Origin of the sequence: Actinomadura sp. NPDC000600 (genome assembly GCF_040492135.1) — a bacterium.
Lineage (GTDB): Bacteria > Actinomycetota > Actinomycetes > Streptosporangiales > Streptosporangiaceae > Spirillospora.
In genome coordinates, this window is record NZ_JBEUPD010000003.1 from 412,296 (window position 1) to 431,816 (window position 19,521).

Below are 19,521 nucleotides of genomic sequence, written 5' to 3' on the forward strand. Positions count from 1 at the left end.
AGCCTTCACCGTGGTCTGGTCGGCTTTGCTCCGCCGCCACGGCCTCCGCCGACCGCGCCGACCTCGTGTGCGCGACCCTCCGAACACTCTCAGTCACATCCTTGCCTTGACAGCGTGTCCTAATCCACCGGAGCGTCCCCGCCTGGCCGTGTCCCCGCCAGAGAGATCCCGCCTTGCGGCCGTCCTGGAGGGGGTCGCCGCGGCGAGGCGTTCCTCCGGCACCCGGAAACGGGTTCTAAAGTGAAGGGGTCTGAAGGAAGGATCCCCGCTATGCCCCTCGCCTCACGCCTGCCGGCCCCGCCCGAGACCATGGCCGTCCTGGAGGAGACCTACTCGGGCGTGCTGCGCCGCGATCCGGGTGAGGCCGAGTTCCACCAGGCCGTGCACGAGGTCCTGGAGTGCCTCGGCCCGGTGCTGGCCGCGCGGCCGGGGCTCGCCACCGCCAAGCTGGTGGAGCGGGTGATCGAGCCGGAGCGCCAGATCATGTTCCGGGTCCCGTGGGAGGACGACAACGGGGAGATCCACGTCAACCGCGGCTTCCGCGTCGAGTACAACGGCGCGCTCGGGCCGTACAAGGGCGGGCTCCGCTTCCACCCCACGGTGAACCTCGGCATCGTCAAGTTCCTCGGCTTCGAGCAGATCTTCAAGAACGCGCTGACCGGGCTCGGCATCGGCGGCGGCAAGGGCGGCAGCGACTTCGACCCGCACGGCCGCTCCGACGCGGAGGTCATGCGCTTCTGCCAGTCGTTCATGACCGAGCTGCAGCGCCACGTCGGCGAGCACACCGACGTCCCGGCCGGCGACATCGGCGTCGGCGCCCGCGAGATCGGCTACCTGTTCGGCCAGTACCGCCGCGTCACGAACCGGTGGGAGGCCGGGATGCTGACCGGCAAGGGCATGCTGTGGGGCGGCTCCGCCGTCCGGACGGAGGCGACCGGCTACGGCAACGTGATGTTCACGGCCGAGATGCTGCGCCGCCGAGGCGAGGACCTGGACGGCCAGCAGATCGTCGTGTCCGGCTCCGGCAACGTCGCGATCTACACGATCGAGAAGGCGCAGCAGCTCGGCGCCAACGTCATCACGGTCTCCGACTCCGGCGGCTACGTCGTGGACGAGAAGGGGATCGACCTCGACCTCCTCAAGCAGGTCAAGGAGGTCGACCGGGGCCGCGTCTCCGACTACGCCGACCTGCGCGGCGCCTCCGCGCGGTTCGTCGCGGGCGGCCGGGTGTGGGACGTCCCCGCCGACATCGCGCTCCCGTCGGCGACGCAGAACGAGCTGGACGCCGAGGCCGCCGCGGTCCTCGTCCGCAACGGCGTGAAGGCCGTGTCCGAGGGCGCGAACATGCCGACCACGCCCGACGCCGTGCACATCCTCCAGGACGCGGGCGTCGCGTTCGGCCCCGGCAAGGCCGCCAACGCGGGCGGCGTCGCGGTGAGCGCGCTGGAGATGCAGCAGAACGCGAGCCGCGCCTCCTGGCCGTTCTCCCAGGTGGAGGAGGAGCTGTCGGCCATCATGACGAGCATCCACGACACCTGCTACGAGACCGCCGAACGCTACGGCGCCTCCGGCGACTACGTGGTCGGCGCCAACATCGCCGGCTTCGAGCGCGTGGCCGACGCCATGCTCGCCCAGGGCCTCATCTAGCGGGCACCGGGGCGAGCGGCCCGGCCCACGGATCAGACGGGGCGGCCCTGGGCATGCACGGAGAGTGAACGCTCCCTCGCGAAGGGCCCGGTTCGGGCTTTTGACCTGGGTGGTCCTGCGCACGACGCTGACCACGGCGGCCCTGCTCGTCGTGTACTTCACGGCCCCCTTGAACAGGTCGTTCACCGCGGTGACCGGCACGGTGCTGAGCGCCTCGCTGATCTCCCTGGGCCTGCTCGTCGCGTGGCAGGCGCGGTCGATCACGCAGTCGCACTCCCCCCGGATGCGCACCGTCGAGGCGCTGGGCACCTCCGTCTCGCTCTTCGTGCTGGTGTTCGCCTCCAGCTACCGGCTGATGAGCCACGACACCCCGCCCGGCTTCTCCGAGCCCCTGACGCACATCGACGCCCTCTTCTACACCATCACGATCTTCACGTCGGTCGGCTTCAGCGACATCGTCCCGACGTCCCAGACGGCCCGCGCCCTGACGGCCGTGCAGATGCTCGGCGACCTGGTCTTCCTGGGCATCGTGGCCAAGGTCTTCCTGGAGGCGATGCGCCGGGGCGTCGAACGCAAGGCCGCCGAATCCGCTGCTCCGGACGACGGCGGAGCCAAGTGAGCGCGGCGTCCCCGCAGGCCCGTCACTCGCGCTGCGCCGCCTCCGGCGGTCGTGCCGGAGGCGGCAAGGGCGCGTCAGGCGACGGCGGTCCCCTCGAGTTCCACCATCAGGACGGGAATCGCCAGCCGGGTCACCCCGAGCATCGTGGTGGACGGCGCCGCCCCGGCGGCGCCCAGGCGCGACGCCAGCACGCCGTAGTGCTCGAAGAGCCGGTCGACGTCGGTGGTGTAGACGTTGAGCCGGACGAGGTCCGCGAGGGACATGCCGGCCTCGCCGAGCACGGCCTCCAGGTTGTCGAGGCTCAGCGCCAGCTGCGCCGCCATGTCATCGGCGTGCCGGGGCTTGCCGTCGCCGTCCATGGCGGTCTGCCCGGCGCAGTACAGGGTCCGGGTGTTGCCGGAGACGATCTCGCCCTGGTTGTAGCCCATCTCCACGGACCACGCCCACGGGTTGACCGCCGTTCGCTCCATTGCCACATCAGCTCCATTGCGTACGTCCATCGGCATTGGCGGCCGCATCTTCGGGCCGCGCTGATGAGGCTCCCAACAAATCACGACATCCTGTGTCGTGTATTTCCGTAGACTTCGCGCATGCGCGCCGACCGGCTGGTCTCGCTGGTGCTGCTGCTGCGCCGGCACGGTCGGATGTCCGCGGCCGCGCTGGCCCGCGAGCTGGAGGTGTCCACCCGCACCGTGCTGCGCGACATCGAGGCGCTGTCCGCGGCCGGCGTCCCGGTCTACGCCGAACGCGGCCGCCACGGCGGGTTCGCGCTGCTCCCCGGTTTCCGGACCGAGCTCACCGGACTGAACCACGAGGAGGCGCTCGCCCTGCTGGTCGCGGGTTCGCGCCGCGGCGCGCAGGCGTTCGGCCTCGGCTCGGCGCTCGCTTCGGCGATGCTCAAGGTGGTCGACGCGCTGCCCGAGAGCCACCGCGACACCGCGGCCGGCGCGGCCGAGCGGCTGCTCATCGACCCGGAGACCGATCTCCTCTCGCGCCGGCCGGTCGCCGACGAGGTGCCCGACGCCGTGGTGGCCGAGGTCCGGCGGGCGGTGTTCGCCGGACACAAGCTGCGCATCCACTACGCGGCCGCGGGCCAGGGCCCGAAGTGGCGGACGGTGGACCCGATCGGCCTGGTCACCGTGCGCGACCAGGGCTACCTGCTGGCCACGCGGTCCGGCGCGGACCGCACCTACCGGCTGTCCCGGATCCTCGCCGCCGAGGAGCTCGCCGAACCCGCCTCGCGGTCGGACCGGGTCGACCTGGACCGCGCCTGGCAGGAGCGCAGCACGCGGTTCCGGACGGGCGGCGACCAGGTCACCGTGCTGGTCCGGGTGGACCCGGCGCGGCGGGAGGACCTGGTGGGCACCGCGCTTGCCGTCCGCGCCGAGGAGACCGACGCGGACGGCCGGCTGCGGATGGAGGTGGCCTTCCAAGATCCCAGGCATGCCGTTTGGGCCCTGTGGCAGTTGGGCACCAGCGCGGAGGCCCTGGCCCCGCAGTGGCTGCGCACCGCCCTGCGCGACCGCGCCGCCGCGATGGCCGCCTCCTACGGCCCTCCACCCGAGAACTGACGAAGAGCCGTGGTCTTCGAGACCCGTGCGGAGGACCTGATCTTTGAGGGAGGTCAGTCCGGGTGCGGGCCCGAGGCGTCGATCCCGGCGAGGAGGATCCCCAATCCGGCGCGGAACTCGGTCTGAGGGTCGCCGGTGGCTGCGCGGGCTATCTCGATCAGCCGGGGGAACCGCTGCGCCGGAAGGTCGGCCATCCGCGCGACGATGGTTCCGGCGTCCTGGCCGGCCGCGGATGCGAGGGGACCCGTGAGTTCGGCCTGGGCGAATCCGGCGATGAAGCCGGAGACCACGCGGAAGGCGGCCAGTAGTTCGGCTCCGGTTCGTCCGCTGTCGGCCAGGGCCTGCAGCAGGGCTTCGGCGGGGGCGAGTGCGTCTTCGTCGAGGCTGCGGGTGGTGAGGACGAGGGGGATCGCGTTGGGGTGCGCGCGCACGGCCCGCCAGATCGCCTCGGCGGTCGCCGCCAGCCGTGTCCGCCAGTCGCCGGAAGGTTCGTCGGACCAGCGGGCCTGCGCCATGACCGCGCCGGTGACGAGACGTTCGAGTCCCTCACGGCCGTCGACGTAGTTGTAGATGGTCATCGGGCCGGTGCCGAGCCGGGCGGCCAGGGCGCGCATGGTCAGCCCGGCCAGGCCCTCCTGGTCGATCAGCTCCAGAGCCGCGGCCTGCAACTGCTGGTGGGTGAACTTGCGCGGTGCCGGCATGGACCCTTCCCCTTGATTGCGTACAAGGTACGTGTTTAACTCTCCCTGTTCACGTACAACGTACTTGATTGGAGAGGGCATGACGACGCGTACCTCGTTCACCTCCGGCGGCGATCAATGCGCCGCCTGGCTCACCGTCCCCGAGGGCTCCGGGCCGCATCCGATCGTCGTACTGGTGCACGGCGGTGGCGCGACGCACGACATGATGCTCGACCAGTACGAGAAGTGGTTCTCCCAGGCGGGCCTTGCCGTGCTGGCCTTCGACTTCCGTCACCTGGGCGAATCGGGCGGTCTGCCGCGTCAGCTGGTCAGCGCACGCCGGTACGCCCAGGACATCGACGCCGCACTGGAGTTCGCCCGGACGCGGCCTGAACTGGACGCCGGACGGGTCGCGCTGTGGGGAACCTCGTTCGGCGCCAGCCATGTGCTCGCCGCGGCCGCCAGGCACCCCGAGCTGACGGCGGCGGTGGTGCAGTGCCCGGTGCTCAGCGGGCGCGCCATCGCCCTGCGAGGCGGGTTGCGGCACCTGGCCCGGTTCACCGTCCCCGTCATCTCCGACCTGGTGCGCGCCGCGCTGCGGCGGCCGCGGCGGTACGTGCCGCTGGTCGGCCCTCCCGGCGAGCCGGCCTTCGTCAACCAGCCGGGCGCTCTGGAGGGCTGGCGGTCGGTGTGCCCGCCGGGCTATGAGTTCGACAACCGCGTCACCGCCGCCTCCGGGCTGGGAATGCTCTTCTACAACGCCGCGTCCCGCGCGTCCCGCGTGCGGTGCCCGCTGCTGGTGTGCCAGAGCGACCGGGAGAACCTGGTCGACACCGCGATCGCGGAGAGGGCCGCAGCCGCCGCGTCGCGGGGCGAGCTCAGGCACTACGACGCAGACCACTTCACCGTCTACCACCCGCCGCTGGTCGAACGGCTCGTCGCCGACCAGATCGAGTTCCTGACCACCCACCTGCGGCCCCGGTCATGACGCGGCGGGAGGCTCCAGAGCGCATCAGTGATCTGCTGCGCGCGGCGGCACGGACGGCCGGAGACCGGATCGGCTGGTCGGCCGGCGGACGGAACATCACCCTGGCGCAGATGGACCAGCGGTCCGACCGCATCGCCGGCGGCCTGCTGCGGCTGGGAGTGCGGCACGGCGATCGCATCGCCGTCAACGACCACACCACCCCCGACTGGCTGGCGATCTACTTCGCGGCGGCGAAGATCGGCGCGGTCGTGGTGGCGCTGAGCGTGCGCTACCGCCAAAGCGAACTCGCCCACATCCTCGGCCACTCGGGAGCCCGATTCGTCTTCACCGTGCCGGCGACCGCGGACGTCGACCTCCTCGACCTCCTGGCCCGCATACGCGATCGCACCCCTGAGGTGGAGGGGACGGTGACCCTCGGTCCGGGCGGTGCTCTCACCCTCGACGACCTTGAGGCCGACCCGCCCGACGCCGCCGCGCTCGCCGCGGCCGAGGGAGCGGTGGACCCCGGCCACCCGGTCCTGGTCATCTATACGTCCGGGACGACCGGACGCCCCAAGGGGGCGACCTTGACCCACCGCGGACAGTTGGCGGCGGCCACCGCCCAGGCACGGCACATGCGGCTGGGGCCCGACGACGTCCTGCCGGTGACCGTCCCGCTCAACCACGTGAGCGGGATCACCTGCTGTGTGCTGACCGCGCTGGTCGCCCGCACCCGGGCGGTCCTGCTGCCGGCCTTCTCTCCCCGTGAAGCCGCCCGCCTGTTCGGGACGTCCGGGCTGACGGTCTGGGTCGGCGTGCCCACGATGCACACACTGCTGCTGCGGGCTCCGGAGTTCGCGACGGCCGACACCTCCGCCGTCCGGCTGGTCGTCACCGGAGGCGCCAACGCCGACCCGGCGCTGCTCGAACGGTTGGCCCGCGCGTTCCCCCGCGCCACCGTGATGAACCTTTACGGACTGAGCGAGGCGTCCGGAGCGGTGGTGATGACTCCCTGGGGCAGTGACCGGGAGACGACCCTCCGGGCCGTCGGACGGCCGCTGCCCGGCGTCCAGATCAAGATCGTCGACGGTGACGGTGCCGAGACCGCGGCCGGGCAGACCGGTGAACTGCTGGTCCGCGCCCCTTCGCTCATGGCCGGCTACCACGCCATGCCCGACCAGACGGCACGATCGATCACCGCGGACGGTTGGCTGCGCACCGGCGACATGGCCCGGGCCGACGGCGACGGGCACCTGACCCTGCGCGGACGCCGCCACGAGATGTTCGTCCAGGGCGGCTTCAACGTCTACCCGATCGAGGTCGAGAACCTCCTGATGTCGCATCCCGGCGTGGCCCTGGCCGCCGGCGTCGGCGTACCCGACCCCGTCCTCGGCGAGATCGGCCGCTACTACGTCGTGCTCACCTCCGGGGCCGAGACCACCGCGCGAGAACTGCGCGACTTCTGTGCCGCCGCCATCGCCGACTACAAGGTCCCCAAGCAGATCATCATCCGCACTGGCCTGCCCATGACCCCTGCCGGCAAGGTCCAGAAAGACAGACTGCACTAGGGCGCGGGCCATGCGGTGAGGGCCAGTTCCGCGGTTTCGGTGAGTTCGGCTGCTGTCGCTCCGTCGGCGGCGCGTTGCGACATTCCCTGGATGACCGCGGCGAAGTACGCGGCCAGGGCACGGGGGTTCGCTGCGGCGGGTAGCTCGCCCGCCTGCTGCGCCGCCTGAAGGCGGGCCTGGAAGACGTCCAGGTTCCTGTTCCGCAGATCACGGAGGAAGGCCGCCACCTCGGCGTCCTGCGGGGTGACGTTGGTGGCCGCGCTGATCGTCAGGCAGCCGGCCGGGTGGGACGGGTCGCTGTAGATCACGGCCGCCTCGCGCAGGATGCGGGCGAAGGCGCCGTAGGCGGTGGGCTCCTCATCGAGCGCGACGCTCATGAACGCGCCGACGGCCGAGCGCCCGTAGCTGTGCACCACCTCCTTGAACAGCGACTTCTTGTCCCCGAAGGCCGCGTACAGGCTGCCGGGCCTGATGCCCATCGCCTCGGTCAGTTCGCCGACGGAGGTGGCCTCGTAGCCGCGTTCCCAGAACAGCCGTGTGGCCGCGTCCAGTGCCGTGTCGCGGTCGAACGCCCTCGGCCGCCCCCGCTTCGCGCGTGTGTCGCTCACCCCCACATTTTAGAGCGACCGCTCAACAAGGCGTGCTAGGTTATTTCTTGAGTCATCGCTCAAAAATACTGAGGGAGTGGTCACAGCCATGGGCGCACGCGCACTCGAAGGGAAGACCGCGCTGGTCACCGGTGGGAGCCGCGGCATCGGACGGGCCATCGCGCAGCGTCTCGCCCGGGACGGCGCGGCCGTCGCCGTCGCCTACGCCCGCAACGAGGCGGCGGCCGAGGAGGTCGTCGAACGCATCCGCAAGGACGGCGGCCGGGCCTTCGCACTGCGCGCGGAATTGGGACGGCATGGCGACGCGGCCCGCCTGTGGGCCGCCTTCGACGCCCATGCCGGCGAGTACGCGCCCGGCGGGGCGGTCGACATCATCGTCAACAACGCCGGCATCGGACGCAGCCCCGACCTGTCGTCGCTGACCGAGGACGACTTCGACGAGGTCTTCGCCGTGAACGTCCGCGCGCCGTTCTTCATCGTGCAGCAGGGCCTGAAGCGGCTGCGCGACGGCGGCCGGATCATCAACATCTCCAGCGGCGCGGCCCGCATCGCCCTGCCGGAGATCATGGCCTACGGCTCGACCAAGGGCGCGCTCGACACCTTCACCCTCAACCTCGCCAAGGAACTGGGCCCCCGGGGCATCACGGCGAACTCGGTGGCGCCGGGCATCATCGACACCGACGTCAACGCGGGCTGGCTGCGCGGAAACCCGCAGGCCGAGGCCCAGGCGGCGGCCCTGTCCGCGCTGGGCCGGATCGGGCGGACCGAGGACGTGGCCGACATCGTGGCGTTCCTCGCCTCCGACGACGCGCGCTGGGTGACCGGCCAGGTGATCGACGCTACGGGCGGCTCCGGGCTGTAAGCCGCCCGCGGTGTGCGCCAGCGCGGGCAACCTCGGCCAGGCTCTCGCCTGGTCCGGTCGCGGCCGGGGGCCCGACGTCACCGTCGTGGCCTCCCGCGCCGCGCCTGCGGCCAAGCTCGACCGCATCCGCGTGCTGGGCGCCAGGCTGGAGCTGGTGGACGCCGTGCCGCCGTTCGACGCCGTCCTGATCGCTCTCGGCGGCGGTGCGCTGGCCACCGGCGTGGGCCACGTCGTGAAGGCCTGCGCGCCCGAAGTCGAGGTGATCTGCGTCCAGCCGCTGGGCGCGCCCGCGATGACGCGCTCCTGGCATCAACGGCGTGTCGTCACCACCGAATCGACCGACACGATCGCCGACGGCGTCGCAGGGCGGCGTCCCATCCCGGCCGTCCTGGACGACCTCCTCCTGGTCGCGGACGACGCAACGGGTCGAGGAGGCGTCCCCCAGGCCCTGAAGACCGCCCGCGGACGGCGTCATCCAGCGGCGCGGCAGGCGGCCGCGTCCCCGCTGGGCGGTCAGCTCTTGTGCACCCACGCGGGCAGCTGGCGACCGCGCACCAGTCCGCCTGACCCGCCGAACACGCGAGCTCAGCGCCGGGTGAGGCGGACCACGGGGTACTGGCGGTCGGACCGGCGCTGGTACTTCGCGTAGCGGGGCTGGGCAGCGGTGATGCGCTGCCAGGCCTCCTCGCGTTCGGCGCCGTCGAGCCGGTGGGGCGTCACGGGCACGGCCCCGCCGCCGGGCAGCTCGACCGCCGCCTGGTCGGGGTGCGCCATCAGGTTGACGTACCAGTCCGGGTCCTGGCTCCCGCCGCCCGACGCGACGATCAGCCAGGCGTCGTCTCCACCGGGGAACCACGACACGGGCGTCTCGCGCCGCCGGCCGGTTCGCCGGCCCACCGTGTCCAGGACCAGGACGTCCATGCCCATGAACGTTCCGCGTCCGCGCCGGACCTTGCCGATGATGCGGGCGTTCATCGTCCGCTGCACCCATCGGGACACCGCCCCTGGCGTGCCGCGCTTGCGCGCCTTCACCCGCTGATCCTGTGCCATCGTCTGCCTCCCGTCCGTCGCCACGTCGCCCGTACCTGGGGGGTCTCCGTACCGACCACGCTAGGCGCGGCCCGGTAAAGGGCGCTTCTTGGTTCCTGACCGGTCCCGCGACCCGCGTCCAGACGAGCCGCCGGCCCCGTCGGCGTGGTGTTCGCCGGGACGCGTGCGCCCGTGCTCGCGGGCGTGGGACGGTTGGCGCGGGGGTTTCCTGGGGCATGCCATGGGCAGGGGCATGTCCGTTGTTATGACGTGTCCTTCGACTACCGGGGGGTTTTCGAGGATGACCGCGGGATGGTACGGGCCAGGGGGAATGGACCCGTTCGAGGAGATGCTCGCCCGCTTCTTCGGGGCGCGGGCGCACCGGAGGCCCATGGAGCGGATCAGCCTCGCGCGGCTGATGAGCGAGCCCGCGCGGGAGCTGGTGCGGGACGCCGCCGCGCAGGCGGCCCAGTGGGGGAGCAACGATCTGGACACCGACCACCTGCTGTGGGCGGCGACGCGGCAGCAGGGGACGCGGCAGTGGATGGCGCGGGCCGGCGCGGATCCGGACAAGATCAGGGAAGAGATCGAGGACCACGCGCGGCGCGGTGAGCCCCGGGACGTCCCGCCCGAGCTGACCCCGTCCGCCAAGCGGGCGCTGCTCGACTCGCACCAGGTGTCGCGGGCGCTGGGCTCGTCCTACATCGGGCCCGAGCACCTGCTGTTCGCGCTGGCGCTCGATCGGGGGTCGAGCGCCGGGCGGATCCTCGACCACGAGCACGTGACGCCCGACTCGCTCCAGCAGGCGGCGTCCGGCGGGGGCCCCGGGCAGCCGCCGCCCGGCGGCGGGCAGTCGTCCGGGACGCCGACGCTGGACGAGTTCGGGCGCGACCTGACCGCCCTCGCGCGGGAGGGGCGCATCGATCCGGTGATCGGGCGCGAGGACCAGATCGAGGAGACGGTCGAGGTCCTCTCGCGGCGCACCAAGAACAACCCGGTGCTGATCGGCGATCCGGGGGTCGGCAAGACCGCGATCGCCGAGGGGCTGGCCCAGCGGATCGTGGACGACGAGGTCCCCGAGACCCTGCGCGGCAAGCGCATCGTCCAGATCGACCTGGGCGGCGTCGTCGCCGGCACCCGGTACCGGGGCGACTTCGAGGAGCGGCTGAAGAAGCTCGTGGACGAGATCCGCGACCACGCCGACGGGCTGATCGTGTTCATCGACGAGATCCACACGATCGTGGGCGCGGGCAGCGCGGAGGGCGCGATGTCGGCGGGCAACATGCTGAAGCCCCCGCTCGCCCGCGGCGAGCTGCACGTGGTCGGCGCGACCACGATCGACGAGTACCGCCGCAACATCGAGAAGGACGCGGCGCTGGAGCGGCGGTTCCAGCCGATCCTGGTGCCGGAGCCGAGCGCCGACGACAGCATCGAGATCCTGCGCGGGCTCCGCGACCGGTACGAGGCGCACCACCAGGTCCGCTTCACCGACGAGGCGCTCGTCGCGGCGGTCGACCTGTCCAGCCGCTACCTGACCGACCGGTTCCTGCCGGACAAGGCGATCGACCTCATCGACCAGGCGGGCGCCCGCGTCCGGCTGCGCTCCACGCGCGACGGCGGGCGGCGCGAGCTGGAGCAGCGCCTCGACCAGCGGCGCCGCGAGAAGGACCAGGCCGTCGCGGACGAGGACTACGAGCGGGCCTCCGAGCTGCGCGACGAGGTCGCCCGGCTGGAGAAGGACCTCACCGAGACGCGCGGGAACGGCGCGCCGACCACGGTCCCGGAGGTGACGACGGAGGACATCGCCGAGGTCGTCTCCCGGATCTCCGGCGTCCCCGTCACCCAGCTCACCCAGGCCGAGCGGGAGCGCCTGGCCAACCTGGAGGGGCACCTGCACCAGCGCGTGATCGGGCAGGAGGACGCCGTGGAGGCGGTGTCGCGCGCCGTGCGGCGGTCCCGCGCCGGGATGGGCGACCCGGACCGCCCGATCGGCGGGTTCCTGTTCCTCGGCCCGACCGGCGTCGGCAAGACCGAGCTGGCCAAGGCGCTGGCCGAGGCGCTGTTCGGCAGCCGCGACCGGATGATCCGCTTCGACATGAGCGAGTTCCAGGAGCGGCACACCGTCAGCCGGCTGATGGGCGCGCCGCCCGGGTACGTCGGCTACGAGGAGGCGGGGCAGCTCACCGACGCCGTCCGCCGCCAGCCGTACTCGGTGATCCTGCTGGACGAGATCGAGAAGGCGCACCAGGACGTCTTCAACGTCCTGCTCCAGCTCCTCGACGACGGCCGCCTCACCGACGCGCAGGGCCGCACCGTCGACTTCCGCAACACCGTGGTGATCATGACGAGCAACCTCGGCTCGGAGCTGATCACCGGCACGACCGAGATCGGCTTCGGCACGTCCGGCGACGGCAGCGCGCTGAGCGACCGGATCATGCGGCGGCTGCGCGAGTCGTTCCGGCCCGAGTTCCTCAACCGGATCGACGAGATCATCGTCTTCCAGCGGCTGGAGGAGGGCCAGCTCCGCCAGATCACCGACCTGCTGCTGGACGAGACGCGCCGCAGGCTGCGCGCCCAGGACGTCTCCGTCACCTTCAGCCCCGAGGCCGTCGACTGGCTCGCCGAGCGCGGCTACCAGCCCGAGTTCGGGGCCCGGCCGCTGCGCCGCACGATCCAGCGGGAGGTGGACGACCGGCTCTCCGACCTGCTGCTGTCCGGCGACCTGCGGCACGGCGGGCATGTCGACGTGTCCGCGGTGAACGGCGGCCTCCAGTTCGACGTCGCCACTGGGTAAGGGCTACAGTCTTCTTATAACCCTTACACATCGAGGGTTCCAGGAGGCTGTGTGCTCATCCCGATCGCCGACTACGCGGCGGGCGTCGAGGTCGCGAACACCCTGGTCGGCACGTCCCCGGAGGTCCGGGGGGCCGAGGCGCTCTCCGAGCCGGGCGACCTGGCCGCCCTGCTCTCCGGATACGACCTCGCCGCCTACGACGTCGCCCCCTTCGACCCTGCGGCGCTGAGCGTGGAGGACGTGGAGAAGGTCCGCTTCCTGCGCCGCGAGGTGCGGGCCGTGCTGGAGTCCGGGACGGAGGACGAGGCGGTCGAGCGCGCGGCGCTGCTGGCCGGGCACGTCGGGCTCGCGCCCGTGCTGCGCCGCGACCCGTCCGGCCGGTGGCAGTGGTACGTCCCGACGGCCCGGGACGCCTCCCTCGTCGCCGAAGTGGCCGCCGTCGCCGGTGTCGCGCTGCTCGGCCTCCTCCGGGCGCTCGGCCACGGCCGTTTCCGCGCGTGCGGCGCTCCGGGCTGCGGCGGCGTGTTCGCCGACGCCAGCCGCGCGGGGCGCCGCCGCTACTGCACGCCCGAGCTGTGCGGGAACAGGCTCAACGTCGCCAACCACCGCGCACGCCGCCGGGCGGTGACCCGATGACGCTCACCGGCGCGATCACGCTCCCGGACGGCACCCCGGTCCGCGGGCGCGGCCTGCGGAGACCCCTCCCGGACGGGCCCGTCCCCGACTTCGGGCTCTACCTGGGCTCCGGCCGGCTCCGCCGCAGGCACGAGCCGGTATTGCGCTGGCCGTCCGCGTGGCTCGACTGGCCCGACTTCCTGCTGCCCCGTGACCGGGACGAGGCCGTCCGGCAGATCCGCGCCCTGCACGAGCGGGCCCGTTCCGGCGCTTCGGTCGAGGTCGCCTGCGGAGGCGGCGTCGGACGCACCGGCACCGTCATCGCATGCCTGGCCGTCCTGTCGGGGGTGGACCCGTCGGAGGCCGTGGCCTGGGCGCGCGAGCACCACCATCCGCGCGCCGTCGAGACGCCCTGGCAGCGTCGATGGGTGACCGGCTTCCCGACCTGAACACCGAGCCCGGGCCGGGAGCACCTCCTCCTGGCCGAAGACCGGCTAGTCGCCGAGCATCAGCTTCGCGGCGTGTTCGCCGATCATCATGCTCGGGGCGTTGGTGTTGCCGCCGATGATGGTCGGCATGATCGACGCGTCCGCCACCCGGAGACCCTCGATGCCGCGCACGCGCAGCTCGGGGTCGACGACGGCCCGCTCGTCCGCGCCCATGCGGCACGACCCCACCGGGTGGTAGACGGTCGTGGCACGGTTCGGCAGCTCCTTGGCCAGTGCCTTCCGGTCCGGGAACTGCGGCCCGGGGGACAGCTCCTCCTTGACGTCCCCCGCGATGACCTGGCTCGCCATCACCTCGCGGACCAGCTCGATGCCGTCCAGCAGCAGCCGGGCGTCGTCGGGGTCGGTGAGGTAGCCCGGGTCGATGACCGGCGCGGCGGACGGGTCCGCCGACCCCAGCCGGACCGTGCCGCGGCTCTTCGGGTAGATCAGCGTCGGCATGATCGTGAGCGCGGACCGCTTGTCGACCGCGTGCCGTGTCGGCGCGTCCTGGTTCGGGAACGGGTACGACCACGGCAACGCGTGCAGCTGGATGTCGGGGATCTCGCCTGCCTGCCCGCTGCGGACGAAGCCGACCGCCTCGAACACGGTGCGGGCGACCCACGTCCCGCCCCTCGTCCACTCCTTGGCGACGCCCCTGGCGAAGTAGGGCGCGGTGCCCTTGTGGCGGGCCGTGTCCATGACGAACGTCATCGGCGCGAACATGTGGTCGTGCAGGTTGTCGCCCACGGGAAGGTCGGCGCGCACCTCGATGCCGTGGTCCTTCAGGTGGCCGGCCGGTCCCACGCCGGACAGCATCAGCAGGTGCGGGGAACCGAACGCGCCCGCCGACAGGACGACCTCCCGGGAGGCCCGGATCGTCGCCTTCCCCTTCTTGCCCGCGACCTCGACGCCCGTGGCCCGCCCCTTGTCGATCACGACCCGCTGCACGGTCACGTTCGTCAGGACCTTCAGGTTCGGCAGGCCGTGGTCGTCCAAATAGCCGACGGACGAGCTGTAGCGCAGGCCGTCCGCGACGCTCTGCTGGAAGATCCCCACGCCCTCCTGCTCGGCGCCGTTGTAGTCGTCGTTGCGCTTGACGCCCGCCGTCTGGACGACCGCCTCGATGAACGCCTCGGACGCCGGGGTGAGGTCCCGCTGCCGCGTCACCTGGATCGGGCCGCCCGCACCGCGCAGGTCGGAGGCGCCGTCCTCCCAGTTCTCCATCCGCTTGTAGCTTCCGAGGACGTCGTCGAAGCCCCATCCGGTGCAGCCCTCGGCGGCCCAGTCGTCGTAGTTCTTGCGGTGGCCGCGCACGAACAGCATCCCGTTGATCGACCCCGAGCCCCCGAGGACGCGCCCCCGGACCTGCGGGATCCTCCGGTCGAGCGCGCTCTTCTGCGGGGTGCTGTAGAAGCCCCAGTCCAGCCGCTTCTTCAGCTGCGGGATGTTGTGGAAGACGGCGATCAGCCCCGGCTTGCGGACCAGCGGGGTCCGGTCCGGTCCGCCCGCCTCCACCAGGACGACGCTCGCCCCGGACTCGGCCAGCCGCTTCGCCAGCACGCAGCCGGCGCTCCCGGCCCCCACCACGACGTAATCAGCGCTCTGGTCCATGTGTTCCTCTCGGCGGGCGCCGTGCAGCGTGGCGACCGCTAACGAGGGCCCGCGCCTGGCCCTGTCGGCGCCGCCGTCCCGGCCGGACGCGGGAGTTCCCGCCGGTCGGGCGACAGAAATGGGTGGCCCGATCGTAGAAGGGCGGGGACGGCTCTCCAAGGGGCGTCCCGGTGACCGGAACCTGACCCGCGCCCGCCCTGGTGCCCCTCCGGGTTCCCTTGGACACGGCTATTGGACCGGACCTTGGGCCGGGTGTTTGGCAGGTTCTGCCCACCAATAGAGGCGGCGGCGGGGAATGGTGCCGAATCTTCTGGCCGGAGCCGGCTGGTTCGCTCCTCTGCCTGCACTGGTCCTGTCGTGCCTTTCCGGCTGCTCCGGCGAGGCCTTGCCCGGCCTCGCGCGCGGGGTTAACGTTCGCTCAATCCGATAGGAAAGTTTCCTATCCGATGGAGTGCTCATGCCCCGCGCCCCGCCCCTGACCGGCGACGCGCGCCCGCGGCGCGCGTGCGCCGGCGCGTCCGTCGTCCGCTCCCACGCGGCGGATCCCGCCGCGTCGACATCCCATGACCACCCCCATCACGCAAGGACCCCGCATGAAGAAGACCCCCCGCACGAAACGCTCGCGCAGGATCGCCGCCATCACGGCCGGTGTCGGAATCGCCCCCCTCGTCGCCGTGGTCATTCCGGCGACCTCGGCCTGGGCCCACGGGTACGTGTCGGCGCCGATGAGCCGGCAGGCCCAGTGCGCGCAGCGCATCGTCCAGTGCGGCTCCATCCAGTGGGAGCCGCAGAGCGTCGAGGGCCCGAAGGGCCTGCGCAGCTGCAGCGGCGGAAACGCCCGGTTCGCCGAACTCGACGATGACAGCAGGGGCTGGCGGGCCACCACCGTCGGCCAGACGGTGACCTTCACCTGGACGTTCACCGCCCGCCACCGCACCGCGAACTACGAGTACTACGTCGGCGGCAGGCGCGTCGCCGTGGTGGACGGCAACAACCAGCAGCCGCCGTCCACGGTCTCGCACTCGGTCAACCTCGGCGGCGTCACCGGGCGGCAGAAGGTGCTGGCGATCTGGAACATCGCCGACACGGCCAACGCGTTCTACGCCTGCGTCGACGTGAACGTCCAGTGATGGCCGACCGCAAGGCGCGGCGCGTCCGCCGGCTGCTCGGAGCCCTGGTGTCGGGTGCCGCCGTGCTCGCGGCGGGCGCGCTGCCGGCCGTCCTTCCGGCGGCGCCGGCCCTCGCCGCGGACTGCGCCGCGGCGTGGAGCTCCTCCGCCGTCTACACGGGTGGTGCCACGGTGTCCTACGGCGGGCACAACTGGTCGGCGAAATGGTGGACGCAGAACGAGACCCCGGGCCGCGCCGACGTGTGGGCCGACCAGGGGACCTGCGGCGGGTCGTCCGATCCGGGTGATCCGCCCGGCCAGAGCGGGTTCGTGGTGAGCGAGTCGCAGTTCAATCAGATGTTCCCGAGCCGCAACGCGTTCTACGGCTACAACGGCCTGACTGCGGCCATGGCGGCCTTCCCGGCGTTCGCCAACACCGGAAGCGACACGGTGAAGAAGCAGGAGGCGGCTGCCTTCCTGGCCAACGTCAACCACGAGACCGGCGGGCTGGTCTACATCGTCGAGCAGAACACCGGGAACTACCCGCACTACTGCGACGCGAGCCGGCCCTACGGGTGCCCGGCGGGGCAGGCGGCCTACTACGGGCGCGGGCCCATCCAGCTGAGCTGGAACTTCAACTACAAGGCGGCGGGCGACGCCCTCGGCCTCGACCTGCTGAACAACCCGTGGCTGGTCGAACGGGACGCGTCGGTCTCGTGGCGGACCGGGCTCTGGTACTGGATGACCCAGAACGGCCCCGGCACGATGACCGGCCACAGCGCGATGGTCAACGGCCGCGGGTTCGGCGAGACGATCCGCAGCATCAACGGCGCACTGGAATGCGACGGCCGGAATCCGGCCCAGGTGCAGAGCCGGGTGAACGCCTACCAGCGCTTCACCCAGATCCTCGGCGTCCCTCCAGGGAGCAACCTGACCTGCTGACGGACCCGGCCTGCCGGTCGACCCGACCGCAGGCGGAAACGGCCGCCCGAAGGAACGGCGGACGGCCCGTGCCCGGCCACCCCGGGCGCGCGCCGTCCGCCGGTGGCCGCCCTCCGGCGGGCGGTCACTCGTAGGGGTTGCCGGGCTTGCCGACCCGCTGGAGGGACCGTCCGCGCAGCGTCTGGACGACCGTCGCGCGGCGCCCGGTCGCGGGCGGCTCCCACACCCCGTCGACCGACACCCACGCGTCGGCGGGCGGCCGCGGCAGGCCGCGCACGATGACCGGGAACGGGACGGCGTCCCCCGCGCAGCACGCGACCTTCAGCCGGACGAGGCGCCAGCCGCGCTCGCCCTTCGCCGGCGGGCTCACGAAGCCCGTCAGCCGCACCGGGACCTCCGCGAACGAGGCGGGGTCGCCCGTCTGCGCCTCGTAGGCGCGTCCGATGAACTCGCCCATGCTCATCGGGGCGGGCGCCCCCGTCCTCGGCAGCGGGGCGAAGCCCTCGGCGGGCGCCGGCGGGGGAGCGGCGCGGCCGGCGCCGCGCGCGGCGGTGAACGAGCCGAGCGCGGGCGGCGCGATCACGAAGATCGCCAGCACGGGCAGGCAGAGCAGCCACGCCACCCCCGGCCCGTGCGCGTGCCCGCCGTGGTCGCCGTGGGGTTCGTGGACGTCCTGGGCGTCGCCGCCGGTGTCCCGCCACTCCCGGCGCAGCCCGGCGGCGCCCAGCGCGACCAGGGCGATCGCCGCGGCCACCAGCGGGTAGCGGAACCCGGGCCGCACGTAGTTGACGTACTCGCCGCTGCCCAGCGTGATCCACAGCATCGCGCCGCCGAGCAGGACCAGCAGCAGGTTCTGCGCGGACCTGCTCACGGCAGCAGCCCTCCCACCAGCGCGCTGATCCCCACCGCCAGGCAGAACACCAGCGGGACGAACCGGATCGCGAAGCTCCGGCCGAAGAACCCGGCCTGCAGGGCGATCAGCTTGAGGTCCACCATCGGCCCGACCACCAGGAACGTCAGCCGCGCGGTGGTGGAGAACTGCGACAGGCCGGCCGCCACGAACGCGTCGGCCTCCGAGCAGATGGACATCAGCACGGCCAGCACCGCCAGCAGCAGGACCGACACCACGGCATCGCCCGCCGCCGACGCGACCCAACTGGAGGGCACCGCGGCGTTGATGGTCGCGGCCGCCGCGGCGCCCACGACCAGGAACCCTCCGGCGTGCATGATGTCGTGCCGCATGGCCTGCCGGAACGCGTCCAGGCGTCCGGCGGCGCCGTGCGCGTCCGGCCGGGACGGCACCCTGAGCCACTCGCGCCTGCCCAGCACCAGCCACGCCCACCCGGCCAGCACCGCGACGAGCAGCGAGGCGGCGAACCGCCCCGCCACCATCTCCGGCCGGCCGGGGAAGGCGACCGCGGTGGCGACCAGCACGACGGGGTTGATCGCGGGGGCGGCGAGCAGGAACGTGAGCGCGGCGGCGGGCGCCACCCCGCGCGCCATCAGCCCGCTCGCGACCGGCACCGAGGCGCACTCGCACCCCGGCAGCACGGCTCCCATCGCGCCCGCGACCGGCACCGCCGCCCCCGGCCGGCGCGGCAGCACCCGCCGCCACACCGATGCCGGGACGAACGCCGTGATCGCGGCCGACAGCGCGACGCCGAAGACCAGGAACGGCAGCGCCTGCACGCACACCGCCACGAAGATCGTGGCCCAGGCGTCCAGGGCCCGCGCGTCGATCCGCGGCGCCGCCCACGTCCGGCCCAGGACGAGGACCGCGGCCAGGGCTCCGAACGCCCACGCCGCACGAACTCCGGGCGCCGTGCCCGGTCCGCGTCCCCAGTCCGCCGGTGGAAGGAACTCCTCCTCGGCCGCCCGCAGGCCGGTGCGTTCGGTCATGCGGGCCATGGTTCCAGACATCGCGCTTGCGACGCCTGGGGTCTACCTACGGCCACATGACCGAGTCCACGATGTACGGCCGAGTTCGGCTAGCGCATCGCGTGGGTCGCGCGGCCTCTGGCCCGCTCGCCCATCTCGCCGCGCTGCTCCGGAATCTCGGCGATCGCTTCCTGCATCTCCTCCAGGCGCATGGCGACGCCGATGGCGAAGAAGGTCGGGGCCCACTCGCCGACGAAGATGCCCCAGCGGTCGGCGCGCTCCATGCCTCTCTCCTCGAGCCGGCTGGACAGCACCCACGACGCGATCGCCAGGCCGACCGACCCGAGTCCGGCCGAGTACATGTGGTGCGACTTGATGCCCCGCTTGTGCAGTGTCTTGATCATTTTCCCCCCTTGGTCGGTCGGGCCGTACCCGGGCGTTCACCGGCACAAGCGCACATGGACCGGTTTTTGCCCACTCCGGACGCGCGGGTGTCCGGCCGCCGGGGAGGGCGGCCGGACCAGGGGGACCGCG

The 19,521-nt window shown here is 72.5% G+C and carries 20 protein-coding genes; 12 read left to right on the top strand and 8 right to left on the bottom strand.

What is annotated here, in order from left to right; translation table 11 throughout:
• The first annotated feature begins 309 nt into the window (after positions 1-309).
• On the top strand, positions 310-1,647 hold the full coding sequence (gene gdhA / locus ABWI07_RS07115) for an NADP-specific glutamate dehydrogenase (protein WP_200841949.1): 1,338 nt from the start codon (positions 310-312) through the stop codon (positions 1,645-1,647).
• A gap of 109 nt (positions 1,648-1,756) precedes the next feature.
• On the top strand, positions 1,757-2,266 hold the full coding sequence (locus tag ABWI07_RS07120; RefSeq protein WP_235036903.1) for a potassium channel family protein: 510 nt from the start codon (positions 1,757-1,759) through the stop codon (positions 2,264-2,266).
• A gap of 74 nt (positions 2,267-2,340) precedes the next feature.
• Here ABWI07_RS07120 and ABWI07_RS07125 read toward each other — a convergent pair whose 3' ends face one another.
• The gene (locus ABWI07_RS07125; RefSeq protein WP_353817998.1) at positions 2,341-2,736 is read right to left on the bottom strand and encodes a RidA family protein; all 396 of its coding nucleotides are present in this window, start codon (positions 2,734-2,736) and stop codon (positions 2,341-2,343) included.
• 120 nt (positions 2,737-2,856) lie between these two features.
• Between ABWI07_RS07125 and ABWI07_RS07130 the strand changes: the two genes are divergently transcribed.
• Complete coding sequence (locus ABWI07_RS07130) at positions 2,857-3,837, top strand: helix-turn-helix transcriptional regulator (RefSeq protein WP_353817981.1); 981 nt, start codon at positions 2,857-2,859, stop codon at positions 3,835-3,837.
• Positions 3,838-3,890: 53 nt separating this feature from the next.
• Here ABWI07_RS07130 and ABWI07_RS07135 read toward each other — a convergent pair whose 3' ends face one another.
• Positions 3,891-4,538 (bottom strand): TetR/AcrR family transcriptional regulator, encoded by a 648-nt coding sequence (locus ABWI07_RS07135; protein WP_353817982.1) that lies wholly within the window; start codon positions 4,536-4,538, stop codon positions 3,891-3,893.
• A gap of 79 nt (positions 4,539-4,617) precedes the next feature.
• Between ABWI07_RS07135 and ABWI07_RS07140 the strand changes: the two genes are divergently transcribed.
• Both ABWI07_RS07140 and ABWI07_RS07145 read left to right on the top strand, forming a co-directional pair.
• On the top strand, positions 4,618-5,505 hold the full coding sequence (locus tag ABWI07_RS07140; protein WP_149259970.1) for an alpha/beta hydrolase: 888 nt from the start codon (positions 4,618-4,620) through the stop codon (positions 5,503-5,505).
• Positions 5,502-7,052 (top strand): class I adenylate-forming enzyme family protein, encoded by a 1,551-nt coding sequence (locus ABWI07_RS07145; RefSeq protein ID WP_353817983.1) that lies wholly within the window; start codon positions 5,502-5,504, stop codon positions 7,050-7,052. Before ABWI07_RS07140 ends, ABWI07_RS07145 begins: the two co-directional genes overlap by 4 nt.
• On the opposite strand, the gene ABWI07_RS07150 is transcribed toward ABWI07_RS07145, so the two are convergent.
• The gene (locus ABWI07_RS07150; protein WP_149259968.1) at positions 7,049-7,660 is read right to left on the bottom strand and encodes a TetR/AcrR family transcriptional regulator; all 612 of its coding nucleotides are present in this window, start codon (positions 7,658-7,660) and stop codon (positions 7,049-7,051) included. The genes ABWI07_RS07145 and ABWI07_RS07150 overlap by 4 nt on opposite strands.
• An 88-nt stretch (positions 7,661-7,748) precedes the next feature.
• Here ABWI07_RS07150 and ABWI07_RS07155 point away from each other — a divergent pair, with 88 nt between their 5' ends.
• Together ABWI07_RS07155 and ABWI07_RS07160 are read left to right on the top strand one after the other, a co-directional pair.
• Complete coding sequence (locus ABWI07_RS07155; RefSeq protein ID WP_149259967.1) at positions 7,749-8,522, top strand: glucose 1-dehydrogenase; 774 nt, start codon at positions 7,749-7,751, stop codon at positions 8,520-8,522.
• 10 nt (positions 8,523-8,532) lie between these two features.
• Positions 8,533-9,171, top strand: coding sequence for a pyridoxal-phosphate dependent enzyme (locus ABWI07_RS07160; protein ID WP_353817984.1), 639 nt, complete (start codon positions 8,533-8,535; stop codon positions 9,169-9,171).
• Here ABWI07_RS07160 and ABWI07_RS07165 read toward each other — a convergent pair.
• On the bottom strand, positions 9,108-9,572 hold the full coding sequence (locus tag ABWI07_RS07165; protein WP_149259965.1) for a nitroreductase family deazaflavin-dependent oxidoreductase: 465 nt from the start codon (positions 9,570-9,572) through the stop codon (positions 9,108-9,110). The genes ABWI07_RS07160 and ABWI07_RS07165 overlap by 64 nt on opposite strands.
• Positions 9,573-9,852: 280 nt before the next feature.
• On the opposite strand from ABWI07_RS07165, the gene ABWI07_RS07170 reads away from it, so the two are divergent.
• The 3 genes from ABWI07_RS07170 to ABWI07_RS07180 are packed head-to-tail and all read left to right on the top strand — an operon-like array spanning position 9,853 to position 13,409.
• Positions 9,853-12,345: an ATP-dependent Clp protease ATP-binding subunit gene (locus ABWI07_RS07170; protein WP_149259964.1), complete on the top strand. Its 2,493-nt coding sequence runs from the start codon at positions 9,853-9,855 to the stop codon at positions 12,343-12,345.
• A 51-nt stretch (positions 12,346-12,396) separates the two neighbouring features.
• Positions 12,397-12,981, top strand: a complete 585-nt coding sequence (locus ABWI07_RS07175; protein ID WP_353817985.1) for a CGNR zinc finger domain-containing protein — start codon at positions 12,397-12,399, stop codon at positions 12,979-12,981.
• Positions 12,978-13,409: a protein-tyrosine phosphatase family protein gene (locus tag ABWI07_RS07180; protein ID WP_149259962.1), complete on the top strand. Its 432-nt coding sequence runs from the start codon at positions 12,978-12,980 to the stop codon at positions 13,407-13,409. The genes ABWI07_RS07175 and ABWI07_RS07180 overlap by 4 nt, the downstream gene beginning before the upstream one ends.
• A 45-nt stretch (positions 13,410-13,454) precedes the next feature.
• On the opposite strand, the gene ABWI07_RS07185 is transcribed toward ABWI07_RS07180, so the two are convergent.
• The gene (locus tag ABWI07_RS07185; RefSeq protein WP_353817986.1) at positions 13,455-15,059 is read right to left on the bottom strand and encodes a GMC family oxidoreductase; all 1,605 of its coding nucleotides are present in this window, start codon (positions 15,057-15,059) and stop codon (positions 13,455-13,457) included.
• A gap of 593 nt (positions 15,060-15,652) precedes the next feature.
• Here ABWI07_RS07185 and ABWI07_RS07190 point away from each other — a divergent pair.
• Both ABWI07_RS07190 and ABWI07_RS07195 read left to right on the top strand, forming a co-directional pair.
• Positions 15,653-16,189: a lytic polysaccharide monooxygenase auxiliary activity family 9 protein gene (locus tag ABWI07_RS07190; RefSeq protein WP_353817987.1), complete on the top strand. Its 537-nt coding sequence runs from the start codon at positions 15,653-15,655 to the stop codon at positions 16,187-16,189.
• Positions 16,189-17,109 (top strand): glycoside hydrolase family 19 protein, encoded by a 921-nt coding sequence (locus ABWI07_RS07195; RefSeq protein ID WP_353817988.1) that lies wholly within the window; start codon positions 16,189-16,191, stop codon positions 17,107-17,109. Before ABWI07_RS07190 ends, ABWI07_RS07195 begins: the two co-directional genes overlap by 1 nt.
• A 124-nt stretch (positions 17,110-17,233) precedes the next feature.
• On the opposite strand, the gene ABWI07_RS07200 is transcribed toward ABWI07_RS07195, so the two are convergent.
• The 3 genes from ABWI07_RS07200 to ABWI07_RS07210 all read right to left on the bottom strand — a co-directional run bounded on the left by ABWI07_RS07200 (position 17,234) and on the right by ABWI07_RS07210 (position 19,391).
• A complete protein-coding gene (locus ABWI07_RS07200) occupies positions 17,234-17,980 on the bottom strand; it encodes a TIGR03943 family putative permease subunit (protein ID WP_149259958.1) in 747 nt (248 codons plus the stop codon).
• Positions 17,977-19,017 (bottom strand): permease, encoded by a 1,041-nt coding sequence (locus tag ABWI07_RS07205; RefSeq protein WP_353817999.1) that lies wholly within the window; start codon positions 19,015-19,017, stop codon positions 17,977-17,979. The genes ABWI07_RS07200 and ABWI07_RS07205 overlap by 4 nt, the downstream gene beginning before the upstream one ends.
• Positions 19,018-19,097: 80 nt before the next feature.
• Positions 19,098-19,391, bottom strand: a complete 294-nt coding sequence (locus tag ABWI07_RS07210; RefSeq protein WP_235036865.1) for a hypothetical protein — start codon at positions 19,389-19,391, stop codon at positions 19,098-19,100.
• Between the last annotated feature and the right edge of the window lie 130 nt (positions 19,392-19,521).

Coding starts and splice junctions, on each gene's coding strand:
- gdhA (WP_200841949.1), top strand. CDS start 310: ATGGCCGTCCTGGAGGAGACCTACTCGGGCGTGCTGCGCCGCGATCCG.
- ABWI07_RS07125 (WP_353817998.1), bottom strand. CDS start 2,736: ATGGAGCGAACGGCGGTCAACCCGTGGGCGTGGTCCGTGGAGATGGGC.
- ABWI07_RS07130 (WP_353817981.1), top strand. CDS start 2,857: ATGCGCGCCGACCGGCTGGTCTCGCTGGTGCTGCTGCTGCGCCGGCAC.
- ABWI07_RS07135 (WP_353817982.1), bottom strand. CDS start 4,538: ATGCCGGCACCGCGCAAGTTCACCCACCAGCAGTTGCAGGCCGCGGCT.
- ABWI07_RS07140 (WP_149259970.1), top strand. CDS start 4,618: ATGACGACGCGTACCTCGTTCACCTCCGGCGGCGATCAATGCGCCGCC.
- ABWI07_RS07145 (WP_353817983.1), top strand. CDS start 5,502: ATGACGCGGCGGGAGGCTCCAGAGCGCATCAGTGATCTGCTGCGCGCG.
- ABWI07_RS07155 (WP_149259967.1), top strand. CDS start 7,749: ATGGGCGCACGCGCACTCGAAGGGAAGACCGCGCTGGTCACCGGTGGG.
- ABWI07_RS07165 (WP_149259965.1), bottom strand. CDS start 9,572: ATGGCACAGGATCAGCGGGTGAAGGCGCGCAAGCGCGGCACGCCAGGG.
- ABWI07_RS07170 (WP_149259964.1), top strand. CDS start 9,853: ATGACCGCGGGATGGTACGGGCCAGGGGGAATGGACCCGTTCGAGGAG.
- ABWI07_RS07180 (WP_149259962.1), top strand. CDS start 12,978: ATGACGCTCACCGGCGCGATCACGCTCCCGGACGGCACCCCGGTCCGC.
- ABWI07_RS07185 (WP_353817986.1), bottom strand. CDS start 15,059: ATGGACCAGAGCGCTGATTACGTCGTGGTGGGGGCCGGGAGCGCCGGC.
- ABWI07_RS07190 (WP_353817987.1), top strand. CDS start 15,653: ATGAAGAAGACCCCCCGCACGAAACGCTCGCGCAGGATCGCCGCCATC.
- ABWI07_RS07195 (WP_353817988.1), top strand. CDS start 16,189: ATGGCCGACCGCAAGGCGCGGCGCGTCCGCCGGCTGCTCGGAGCCCTG.
- ABWI07_RS07205 (WP_353817999.1), bottom strand. CDS start 19,017: ATGGCCCGCATGACCGAACGCACCGGCCTGCGGGCGGCCGAGGAGGAG.
- ABWI07_RS07210 (WP_235036865.1), bottom strand. CDS start 19,391: ATGATCAAGACACTGCACAAGCGGGGCATCAAGTCGCACCACATGTAC.